8 protein-coding genes are annotated in these 10,898 nt (G+C 61.9%); 5 read left to right on the top strand and 3 right to left on the bottom strand.

The annotated features are described in order from the left end of the window. Positions 1–25 precede the first annotated feature (25 nt). On the bottom strand, positions 26–631 hold the full coding sequence (locus FPB55_RS19245; protein WP_144189054.1) for an outer membrane beta-barrel protein: 606 nt from the start codon (positions 629–631) through the stop codon (positions 26–28). A 129-nt stretch (positions 632–760) separates the two neighbouring features. Here FPB55_RS19245 and FPB55_RS19250 point away from each other — a divergent pair, with 129 nt between their 5' ends. After that, a complete protein-coding gene (locus tag FPB55_RS19250) occupies positions 761–1,552 on the top strand; it encodes a dienelactone hydrolase family protein (RefSeq protein WP_144189056.1) in 792 nt (263 codons plus the stop codon). Positions 1,553–1,709: 157 nt separating this feature from the next. Then, positions 1,710–2,411, top strand: coding sequence for a 4'-phosphopantetheinyl transferase superfamily protein (locus tag FPB55_RS19255; RefSeq protein ID WP_144189058.1), 702 nt, complete (start codon positions 1,710–1,712; stop codon positions 2,409–2,411). Positions 2,412–2,414: 3 nt separating this feature from the next. On the opposite strand, the gene FPB55_RS19260 is transcribed toward FPB55_RS19255, so the two are convergent. Both FPB55_RS19260 and FPB55_RS19265 read right to left on the bottom strand, forming a co-directional pair. Then, positions 2,415–4,022 (bottom strand): ATP-binding protein, encoded by a 1,608-nt coding sequence (locus FPB55_RS19260; protein ID WP_144189060.1) that lies wholly within the window; start codon positions 4,020–4,022, stop codon positions 2,415–2,417. Further along, positions 4,019–4,717, bottom strand: coding sequence for a response regulator (locus FPB55_RS19265; RefSeq protein ID WP_009682568.1), 699 nt, complete (start codon positions 4,715–4,717; stop codon positions 4,019–4,021). Before FPB55_RS19265 ends, FPB55_RS19260 begins: the two co-directional genes overlap by 4 nt. Positions 4,718–5,464: 747 nt before the next feature. Here FPB55_RS19265 and FPB55_RS19275 point away from each other — a divergent pair. The 3 genes from FPB55_RS19275 to FPB55_RS19280 all read left to right on the top strand — a co-directional run bounded on the left by FPB55_RS19275 (position 5,465) and on the right by FPB55_RS19280 (position 10,885). Beyond that, positions 5,465–8,344 carry a ribonucleoside-diphosphate reductase subunit alpha gene (locus tag FPB55_RS19275; protein ID WP_029885548.1) on the top strand — a complete coding sequence of 960 codons (2,880 nt, stop codon included), beginning with the start codon at positions 5,465–5,467 and terminating at the stop codon, positions 8,342–8,344. A gap of 239 nt (positions 8,345–8,583) precedes the next feature. Then, complete coding sequence (locus FPB55_RS26870; RefSeq protein ID WP_275113700.1) at positions 8,584–8,715, top strand: hypothetical protein; 132 nt, start codon at positions 8,584–8,586, stop codon at positions 8,713–8,715. Between the two features lie 922 nt (positions 8,716–9,637). After that, complete coding sequence (locus tag FPB55_RS19280; protein WP_144189064.1) at positions 9,638–10,885, top strand: ribonucleotide-diphosphate reductase subunit beta; 1,248 nt, start codon at positions 9,638–9,640, stop codon at positions 10,883–10,885. Positions 10,886–10,898: the final 13 nt, after the last annotated feature.

Below are 10,898 nucleotides of genomic sequence, written 5' to 3' on the forward strand. Positions count from 1 at the left end.
CGGTACAGGATAACCCGGCAGGCCGTCAGAACTTGTAGGAGGCCGCCAGGTAAGTCTGCGCACTGCTGCTCAGGCGCAGGGTGCCATCCTTCGGCCCGCCATGCGCGCCGACCTCGGTTGCCGCATTGGTGCGCAGATAGCGGTAGCCCAGCTCGACCGAAGCCTTGTCGGTGATGTCCTGGATCACACCGGCCTGCAGCCCGTAGGCATAACCGTAGTCGGTATCGCGGCGGGCGCCTGGCGAGTCCTGGGTGAGCTTGGTCATGCCCAGGCTGCCACCGCCAAACAGTTTGGTGGTATCGCCCACCGGCAGGAACAGGTCATAACTGCCCAGCAGGTTTTCCTGACGCAGTTTCAGGCCGCTGTGGTCGCCCGAGACGTTGTCATAGGTCATGTAGTAACGGCCTTGGTCGTTGATCTTGCCCACACGCACACCCCAGGTGTCATCCTTGCCGATGATGCCGTCGGTGTTGAGGTTGTCGGTGTTGCGCTGCAACAGGCCGGACTTGCGAACCTTGTCGCTGGTCTGGCCGTAGGTGAGGCTGGCGAAGTTGTCATCGGCAGCCTGAGCGGTGGTGACGCCAGCGGCGCAGACGGCCATGGCGGCAAGCAGGGTATTGAAGGTTTTCATGGCAGGTTACTCCAGTTGGGTGCGTTGTTTCGGTCTGGAAGCTAGAGTAAGCAGGGCACCCTGAACCGCGACTGAACCCTGACTGAACCTCGGCTGAACGACCCGATTGCCGAACAAGGAGTAGTACCCATGCGTGTCCTGCTGGCTCTGACCCTGATGTGCAGCGCTGCCCTTGCCCAAGCGGCGGTACAAACCCGCGAAATTCCTTACCAGGACGCCGACGGCAACCGGCTGGTCGGCTACTACGCATACGACGACGCCGTCGAGGGCAAGCGCCCCGGCATTGTCGTGGTGCATGAATGGTGGGGGCTGAACGATTATGCCAAGCGCCGCGCCCGTGACCTGGCAGCGCTGGGCTATAACGCCCTGGCCATCGACATGTATGGCGATGGCAAGCACACCGAGCACCCGCAGGATGCCCAGGCGTTCATGGCGGCCGCACTGAAAGACCCTGCCGCTGCAGCCAGGCGCTTCGATGCGGGCCTTGAGCTGCTGAAACTGCAACCGAACACCAACAAGCACGAGCTGGGTGCGGTCGGCTACTGCTTCGGCGGCAAGGTGGTGCTGGATGCTGCACGCCGTGGGGAGAAACTCGACGGCGTAGTGAGCTTCCACGGCGCACTGGCTACCGCTACCCCGGCCAAACCGGGCGTGGTACGCGCGGATATCCTGGTCGAGCACGGCGCGGCCGATAGCATGGTCACACCGCAACAGGTCAAGGACTTCAAGGCCGAGATGGAGGCGGCCAAGGTGAACTATCAGTTCGTCAGCATCGAAGGGGCCAAGCACGGCTTCACCAACCCGGATGCAGACCGCTTGAGCCATGGCGAGCATGGCGGGCCGGACATTGGTTATAACAAGGCCGCGGATGAAAGCTCCTGGGCGGATATGCAGGCGTTTTTCAAGAAGGTATTCAAATAGCGATTGTACGGCCCGCTTTGCGGCCCATTGTCGGCAAGCCAGCTTCCACAGGCACTGCATAGATCTTCGGGCCTGCAGGCTTGCCGGCGATGGGCTGCACGGCAGCCTCGGCTATTGCATCTCCCACACCGTCGCCGCGGCTGGCACAATAGCCGCCATGAACACGCTCCCCGCCTGCTGCGCCCCACTTCAGTACCACTGGCCCCTGCCCCGCCCATTACCCGGTGCGGTGCTGGTCAGTTGCGCCTTCGACCCCGCCCAGCTAGGGGCCGACGACTTCCAGCGCGCGGGGGTAGTGCCAAGCGCCAGCCTGCTGCGCTCGGTGCCCAAGCGCCAGGCCGAGTACCTGGCCGGCCGTGCCTGCGCACGGGCCGCGCTGCAGCGCCTGGACGGTCGCTATTATGTGCCTGGCACCCATGACGACCGCTCGCCCATCTGGCCCGCCGGCATTCATGGCTCGATCACCCATGGCCAAGGCTGGGCCGCCGCGGTGGTCGCTGCCGCCCACAGCTGCCAGGGCCTGGGCCTGGATCAGGAAGCCCTGCTCGATGACGAACGCGCCGAGCGCTTGATGGGCGAAATTCTCACCCCGGCCGAGCTGGAGCGCCTGGACCGCGCTCAGCTTGGGCTGACGGTCACCCTGACCTTCTCGCTGAAGGAAAGCCTGTTCAAGACCCTCTACCCCCTGACCCGCCAGCGTTTCTACTTCGAGCACGCCGAAGTGCTCGACTGGTCTGGCGAGGGGCTGGCGCGCCTGCGCCTGCTCACCGACCTGTCGCCACAGTGGCAACGCGGGGCAGAGCTGCACGGCCAGTTCAGCCTGCAAAACGGCCATCTGCTTAGCCTGGTGAGCGTCTGACGCCTACAGCGGTGCCTGCTGGCGCGGCCAGTTCAGGCTGAAGCAGGCGCCCCCCAACGCCGCACTGCGCCCTACCGTGGCTCGCCCGGCATGCCAGTAGATGATCCGCCGTACAATCGAAAGGCCCAGGCCATGCCCGCCCGAGGCGCGGGTGCGGCTGTCGTCCAGGCGGGTGAACGGCGTGAAAATGCGGTCCCATACCCCCTCCGGGATGCCTGGGCCATCGTCTTCCACATCGATGCGGCAGCGTTGCTGCCCCAGCTGGTAGCTCAGGCGTACCTGCGACTCGGCGTGGCGCATGGCATTGCCGACCAGGTTCTGCAGCGCCCGGTGCAGGTAGCGCGGCTCCGCCTCGACCCAGGCGCCGTCGGCATCGGCCCCCTGGCACTCACCCCGCTCGACGCGCACATCGGCACACAGCGGCGCCAGCTCGTCGATCACCCGGTCGAGCAAGGCATCGATGTCGATCCGCTGGAACTGCAAGGCCGGCGCGCCTTGCTCCAGGCGCGCGTAAGTGAGCATTTCGTCGACCAGCTTGTCGAGGTCCTGGATGTCGCCGTCCATGCCAGCCAGGTGCTTGGCGCGCGCCTGCTCGGTGCTGGCACTTTCGATCATCTCCAGGCCAAAGCGCAGGCGCGCCACCGGCGTGCGCAACTCGTGGGATACCGCGCGCACCAGCTCACGCTGCATGGTCAGCGAACGCTGCAAGTGCTCGGCCATGCCATTGAATGCTGCGGCCAGGCGCCCTACCGAGTCGGTGTCGCCAGCCGGTACGCGTGTGTCCAGGCTGCCTTGGGCGATGCGTGTGGCGGCAACTTCCAGGCCCGACACGCGGCGCTCCAGCTGGCGGACCAGCAAGTAGACCACCAGACCGATCAGGCACAGGCCCAGAAACGCGATCAGGACCAGCAACTGCGGCGGATACGGGTTGAGCTGGTACAGCGGGCCGATCTCCAGCACCCAGGGCGAGCCGGTCAACCCGGCGAACACCCGGATCGAATCGCCATCCTTGCCCAGCGCCATCACCGTGTCGCCCTCCTCGACCCTGTGCCTCTGGTCATCGTCCAGGCTGACGCGCTCGATCCGTTGCAATGCAACGCCGAAGCCGAAGCCTTTTTCCTGCGTCAACCGGGCCAGGCGCTGCTGTTGTTCGGTGACCGGGTAGCGCACCAGCTCATCGGCCAGCAGATAAAGTGTCGCGCGTGCCAGCTGCTCGCTGATCTGGTTGATCTGCGCCACCAGCATCAGGTCTTCCTGGCCAACCTTGCGCAGCACCTGTGCCGCATGCGGGCCGGTTTTTTCCACCACCACCAGGCCACGGGCCAGGCGCGCACGCTGGGTGCCATCAAGCCGGCGGGCGCTCATCGGCTGCAGCGCCAGTGGCACGCCGAGCAGGCGCTCCCAGATCAACAGCGAGCGCTTGCGTTCGGTTGCGTTCTGCACCGCCAGGTTGTCCGCCATCAGGCTGAAGGTGCCTTGCGCCAGGCTCTCACGGTGCTGGGCGGCGCGCACCTCGTTGACCAGGTGCAGGCTGAGCACGCCCAGCAGCGCCACCAGTACCAGCACCGCCAGCATGCCGCCATAGATGCGCAGGAAAATCGAATTGTTCATGGTGCCTCGCCGACGAACAGGTAGCCCTTGCTGCGCAGGGTCTTGATCAGCCGCGGCTGCAGCGGGTCATCGCCGATCTTGGGGCGGATCCTGGAAATGCGGATGTCGATGGAACGGTCCTGGCCGTCGTAGCCAACACCACGCAGCGCAGTGAAGATCTGTTCGCGGCTAAGCACCCGCCCGGCATTGCTGGCCAGCAGCCAGAGCAAGTCGAATTCGGCGCCGGTCAGTTCGATCAGTTGCTCACCGAGGCGCGCCTCGCGCAGCCGGTTGTCGATGTGCAGGGCACCGAACGCCAGGTCCTGGCGCTTGCTGTCCAGGGCTTCGCTACGGCGCAGCAAGGCCTGGATACGCGCCAACAGCAGGCGCGGGCGCACCGGTTTGCAGACATAGTCGTCGGCGCCCAGGTCCAACCCGTGGATCTGGTCGAGTTCGTCGCTGCGTGCGGTGAGCATCAGGATCGGCCCAGGGTACTGGTTGCGCGCCCGGCGGCAGATGCTCAAGCCGTCCTCGCCCGGCAGCATCAGGTCGAGAATGACCAGATCAGGTTGGCTGTCGACGATCCGACGCACGGCACGCGCGCCATCGCCCTCGACCGCGACCTCGAAGCCGTTGGCCTGCAGGTACTCGGCGGTCAGCTCGGCCAGGCGCGGGTCGTCCTCGACGATCAGAATGCGGGGTTGGGTCTGGTCCATGGCTTTGGCCTTTTTATTCTCTGGATCGCAATCTTGGCCTTTGAGCGTATGACTGTAGATCTTTGCTGTCCATGAAATCGAGCGTGGCCCGCGCGGTGCTCGATCTGACAGGCAGCAACCCGCTACAGCCACGCACCTGCCCCCCTTGGCTCGAGCGTTTTTTGTGGTAGGGTGCGCGCCCGCAAAAACTGCGACGGGGCGGCGAACGGCCGAAAAATACTGCAAACCACTTGGCACAAGGCCTACAGCGAATACTCACCTTTCACCCACAAAGTACCCACACGTTATCCACAGACGCTCGCCTTGCAAACACCCCAATACCGCATTATCTTGTATCCCGATCGCAGCGAACCACTAGATATAGGGGTTCGTGCAAAATCACACACAAAAGTCAACCCGCTAGATCAAACGATCTTCGGGGTGGAACTTCAAGTGATTTCAGCAGCCAAACCGCTCCTGCGGAGGCGACCGAGGCAAGCCCACCCAGGGCCTTGTTCGGGCATGGGTGTTGCAGGCCAGCCTGGCACTCATCAGCAACAGTTTTTGGGCCCAGCCCAGAACCTTTGACTTCGGCCAGGGAGCGGCAAGCCATTGCCCCTTATTCCTGAGTCTGTCCCGAAGTCGGTACGCCCGCGCGGGCGGGTGCGCATGCAGTGCGCATCCCCGTGAGGTTATCGAGCAAGTGGACGGAACGGTGGGCGCTCAAAAGGCGCCTGTACAATATAGAAACTGTGGAGACACCCACCCATGCAAACCGACACAACTCGCGAGAACCCGCAGGCCAAGGTGCCGCAGGCCGCCGATTCCCAGCAGGATCTGGCTGCTACCGCCCCTGGCCAACTGCGCGTGATCAAGCGTAACGGCACTGTCGTCCCGTACACCGACGACAAGATCACCGTTGCCATCACCAAGGCGTTCCTCGCAGTTGAAGGCGGCACCGCCGCCGCCTCGTCGCGCATCCACGACACCGTCGCGCGCCTGACCGAGCAGGTTACCGCCACGTTCAAGCGTCGCATGCCATCGGGTGGCACCATCCACATCGAAGAAATCCAGGACCAGGTCGAGCTGGCCCTGATGCGCGCCGGCGAGCAGAAAGTCGCCCGCGACTACGTGATCTACCGCGACCAGCGTGCCAAGGAGCGTGCGACCCGCGCCAACAACGACGCCGTGGTCGAGCCACACCCGAGCATCCGCATTACCCTGGCCGACGGCAGCCTGGCACCACTGGACATGGCCCGCCTGAACACCATCATCAGCGAAGCCTGCGAAGGCCTGGCCGAAGTCGATGGCGACCTGATCCAGCGCGAAACCCTGAAGAACCTCTACGACGGCGTGGCCATCAAGGACGTCAACACCGCCCTGGTGATGACTGCCCGTACCCTGGTAGAGCGCGAGCCGAACTACTCGTTCGTCACTGCCCGCCTGCTGATGGACACCCTGCGCGCCGAAGGCCTGGGCTTCCTGAACGTCGCCGAAAGCGCCACCCACCATGAAATGGCCGACCTGTACGCCAAGGCGCTGCCGGCCTATGTCGAGAAAGGCGTCGAATTCGAGCTGCTGGACCCTGCCCTGAAAGGCTACGACCTGGAGCGTCTGGGCAAGGCCATCGACCACGAGCGCGACCAGCAGTTTACCTACCTGGGCCTGCAAACCCTGTACGACCGCTACTTCATCCACAAGGATGGCGTGCGCTTCGAGCTGCCACAGGTGTTCTTCATGCGTGTGGCCATGGGCCTGGCGCTGGAAGAGAAAGACAAGGAAGCCCGTGCGATCGAGTTCTACAACCTGTTGTCGTCGTTCGACTACATGGCCTCGACCCCGACCCTGTTCAACGCCGGTACCCTGCGCCCGCAGCTGTCCAGCTGCTACCTGACCACCGTGCCAGACGACCTGTCGGGCATCTACCACGCGATCCACGACAACGCCATGCTGTCGAAATTCGCCGGTGGCCTGGGCAACGACTGGACCCCGGTCCGTGCACTGGGCTCGTACATCAAGGGCACCAATGGCAAGTCCCAGGGCGTGGTGCCGTTCCTGAAAGTGGTCAACGACACGGCCGTTGCCGTGAACCAGGGTGGCAAGCGCAAAGGCGCCGTGTGTGCCTACCTGGAAACCTGGCACCTGGACATCGAAGAGTTCATCGAGCTGCGCAAGAACACCGGTGATGACCGCCGCCGTACCCACGACATGAACACCGCCAACTGGATCCCTGACCTGTTCATGAAGCGTGTCTTCGATGACGGCAAGTGGACCCTGTTCTCGCCATCGGAAGTGCCCGACCTGCACGACCTGACCGGCAAGGCCTTCGAAGAGCGCTACGAGTACTACGAAGCCCTGACCGAGTACAACAAGATCAAGGTGTTCAAGACCATCCAGGCCAAAGACCTGTGGCGCAAGATGCTGTCGATGCTGTTCGAGACCGGCCACCCATGGCTGACCTTCAAGGACCCGTGCAACCTGCGTTCGCCGCAGCAGCACGTGGGCGTGGTCCACAGCTCGAACCTGTGCACCGAGATCACCCTGAACACCAACAAGGACGAGATCGCGGTCTGCAACCTGGGCTCGATCAACCTGCCGAACCACATCAATGATGGCAAGCTGGACACCGCCAAGCTGCAACGCACCGTGAACACCGCCGTGCGCATGCTCGACAACGTGATCGACATCAACTACTACTCGGTGCCGCAAGCGCGTAACTCGAACTTCAAGCACCGCCCGGTCGGCCTGGGCATCATGGGCTTCCAGGATGCGCTGTACCTGCAGCACATCCCGTACGGCTCCGACGCGGCCGTCGAGTTCGCCGACAAGTCGATGGAGGCGGTCAGCTACTTCGCCATCCAGGCTTCGTGCGACCTGGCCGACGAGCGTGGCGCCTACGAGACCTTCCAGGGCTCGCTGTGGTCCAAGGGCATCCTGCCACTGGATTCGCAACAGATCCTGATCGAGGCGCGTGGTGCCAAGTACATCGACGTCAACCTGGAAGAGTCGCTGGACTGGGCCCCGGTGCGCGAGCGCGTCAAGAAAGGTATCCGTAACTCGAACATCATGGCCATCGCGCCAACTGCAACCATTGCCAACATCACCGGCGTGTCGCAGTCGATCGAGCCGACTTATCAGAACCTGTACGTGAAATCCAACCTGTCGGGCGAATTCACCGTGATCAACCCGTACCTGGTGCGCGACCTGAAAGCCCGCGGCCTGTGGGACTCGGTCATGATCAACGACCTGAAGTACTACGATGGTTCGGTGCAGCAGATCGAGCGTATTCCGCAAGAGCTCAAAGACCTGTACGCCACCGCGTTCGAAGTCGAAACCAAGTGGATTGTCGATGCGGCCTCGCGTCGTCAGAAGTGGATCGACCAGGCGCAATCGCTGAACCTGTACATTGCCGGCGCCTCGGGCAAGAAGCTGGACGTGACCTACCGCATGGCCTGGTACCGTGGCCTGAAAACCACCTACTACCTCCGTGCCCTGGCCGCGACCAGCACCGAGAAGTCGACCATCAACACCGGCAAGCTCAACGCCGTTTCCAGCGGTGGCGACAGCGCCCCGGTTCAGGCAGCAGGCCCAGCGCCAGTGCCGAAGGCCTGCGCGATCGACGAGCCAGACTGCGAAGCCTGCCAGTAAGGCGTGGCTGAGGCAGGAGAAAGGCTCACCCAGCTTTTCCCTGCCTCGAACGGATATAAAAGCTTTCAAAAGGCAATAAAAAACCCGATGCAGCGGGAACTGCACCGGGTTTCAATCTCCCAGGAACGAAGAGCATCGTTCAAAGGGAGGCTAGATCCTACAGATCTAAAGTGAGCGCGGATTTTCGTGCCTGTCAGGACTAGTGTCAAGTGATGCTCATCTAATTGGAGAATCACGCTATGTCTAAAAAGACATCATCCGGCGGCCAGAAAATCGGTCGCGATGCGGATAACGGGCGCTTCACCACGGTCGAAAAGGCTCGCCAGAACCCCAAGACCCACGTGGTTGAAACCGTGAAGAAATCGAAGTAAATGCAGAAAAGCCGGGAGGGCAATCCTCCCGGTTTCTGCTTTTGGACTGCCAAAGCTTGTTTCTTCACTCTTCCTCAAATAGCGCTTTACGGATTTGCTTGAGGCAAATGCCCTGGCGCGCCCTCTCCTGCGACCGACTCCTGCAACTACACCAGACCCCACGTGGCTGAGATGTTGCGCGAGCATTTCATATACCCCAAAGTTGATACGATTACTGTAGGAGCGGCCTTGTGTCGCGAAAGAGGCGCGCAGCGCCTCCAGCAATTTCAGCGGCGACTCTGGTGGGTGCTGTGCCTACATTGAAAAGGACCGGCGCGATAGCTGACTTTCGTCTCTGCGTACCCTCTCGCTTCATTGACTCAAATCCCCTTTGCTCCATTGCCATTCGTCAATCATTTTGCTGACGCCTGACCGCTGCAGCTCCGCTCCATGCGGCGTTAAGGTCCATCCCCTTGACTCAGGACAAGCACAGCTTCAAATTCGCCCTTGTCCCATCCCCCTCAAATCTATATCGTGTGCTTCGGAGCAAGACACAACACCATATAGGCGAATTTCGCCGTTCTGGTGTCTTGACATACTCATCGAAGGTTACCGGATCTCATGTCCCCAAAAGAGATCGGAGACACGACATGAAAGCCCCCGAATCGCTGATTTCCTGTACAATACTGCCCCTCAAAAAGCGGCTCAAAACCCTGACCGCTTTCGATGGTCGGCCCCTGTCTCCGGATGCCTTTCAAGGCCGGTGCGTCAACGATGCCTGTGATTGCTGATCACTAAGCTCATGGCCATTCAAACCAGAATTCGAAACCTTGTAGAGACTCCTCGTGAGCCGAGGCGATTTCTACGTGGTCTCTAGCAATATCACTTCATCTTAAATTTTTACGGTCGCCCCCATGCGACCCACAAGCGGAGCCAAAACACCATGCTGAGCTGGGACGAATTCGACAAGGACGAAAACGAAGTCACCACTAAAGGCCCAAGTAGCACTCAAGCCAGCCAGCCAGGTATCGACAAGCTCGACAGCGCCGGCGGTGCCGCCGCCCTGGAAGCCCGTGCCGCCACCGCCGCCGACTCCGACGCGGTGAAGCGTGCCAAGGCCGCCCTCGACGCCCTCGACATCGCCGAAGGCCTGGCCGAGCTGGAAGGCTCCTCGGCCCGCGTCGCCGTTGACGAAAAGCGCATGATCAACTGCCGCGCCGACCTCAACCAGCTGGTACCGTTCAAGTACGACTGGGCCTGGCAGAAGTACCTCGACGGCTGCGCCAACCACTGGATGCCGCAAGAGGTCAACATGACCGCCGACATCGCCCTGTGGAAGAGCATGGACGGCCTGACCGAAGACGAGCGCCGCATCGTCATGCGCAACCTCGGCTTCTTCTCCACCGCCGACTCCCTGGTTGCCAACAACCTGGCCCTGGCCGTGTACCGCCTGATCACCAACCCGGAGTGCCGCCAGTACATCCTGCGCCAGGCCTTCGAAGAGGCGATTCACACCCACGCCTACCAGTACTGCATCGAGTCGCTGGGCATGGATGAAGGCGAGATCTTCAACATGTACCACGAGATTCCTTCGGTCGCGAAGAAAGCCGCCTGGGGCCTGAAGTACACCCGCGCCATCTCCGACCCGGAATTCAACACCGGTACCGTCGAAACCGACAAAGAACTGCTGCGCAACCTGATCGCCTACTACTGCGTACTGGAAGGCATCTTCTTCTACTGCGGCTTCACCCAGATCCTGTCCATGGGCCGCCGCAACAAGATGACCGGCGTTGCCGAGCAGTTCCAGTACATCCTGCGTGACGAGTCGATGCACCTGAACTTCGGTATCGACGTGATCAACCAGATCAAGATCGAGAACCCGCACCTGTGGGATGCGGCGATGAAGGAAGAAGCGACCCAGATGATCCTGCAAGGGACCCAGCTGGAGATCGAATACGCCCGCGACACCATGCCACGCGGCGTACTGGGCATGAACGCAGCGATGATGGAGGACTATCTCAAGTTCATCGCAAACCGTCGCCTGACCCAGATTGGCCTGAAGGAAGAGTACCCAGGGACTACCAACCCGTTCCCATGGATGAGCGAGATCATGGACTTGAAGAAGGAGAAGAACTTCTTCGAGACGCGAGTGATCGAGTATCAGACTGGTGGGGCGTTGAGCTGGGATTGAGGATGAGGTCAAA

Source organism: Pseudomonas sp. BJP69 (genome assembly GCF_007633355.1).
Classification (GTDB): domain Bacteria; phylum Pseudomonadota; class Gammaproteobacteria; order Pseudomonadales; family Pseudomonadaceae; genus Aquipseudomonas; species Aquipseudomonas juntendi.

Coding starts and splice junctions, on each gene's coding strand:
- FPB55_RS19265 (WP_009682568.1), bottom strand. CDS start 4,717: ATGGACCAGACCCAACCCCGCATTCTGATCGTCGAGGACGACCCGCGC.
- FPB55_RS19250 (WP_144189056.1), top strand. CDS start 761: ATGCGTGTCCTGCTGGCTCTGACCCTGATGTGCAGCGCTGCCCTTGCC.
- FPB55_RS19260 (WP_144189060.1), bottom strand. CDS start 4,022: ATGAACAATTCGATTTTCCTGCGCATCTATGGCGGCATGCTGGCGGTG.
- FPB55_RS19275 (WP_029885548.1), top strand. CDS start 5,465: ATGCAAACCGACACAACTCGCGAGAACCCGCAGGCCAAGGTGCCGCAG.
- FPB55_RS26870 (WP_275113700.1), top strand. CDS start 8,584: ATGTCTAAAAAGACATCATCCGGCGGCCAGAAAATCGGTCGCGATGCG.
- FPB55_RS19280 (WP_144189064.1), top strand. CDS start 9,638: ATGCTGAGCTGGGACGAATTCGACAAGGACGAAAACGAAGTCACCACT.
- FPB55_RS19245 (WP_144189054.1), bottom strand. CDS start 631: ATGAAAACCTTCAATACCCTGCTTGCCGCCATGGCCGTCTGCGCCGCT.
- FPB55_RS19255 (WP_144189058.1), top strand. CDS start 1,710: ATGAACACGCTCCCCGCCTGCTGCGCCCCACTTCAGTACCACTGGCCC.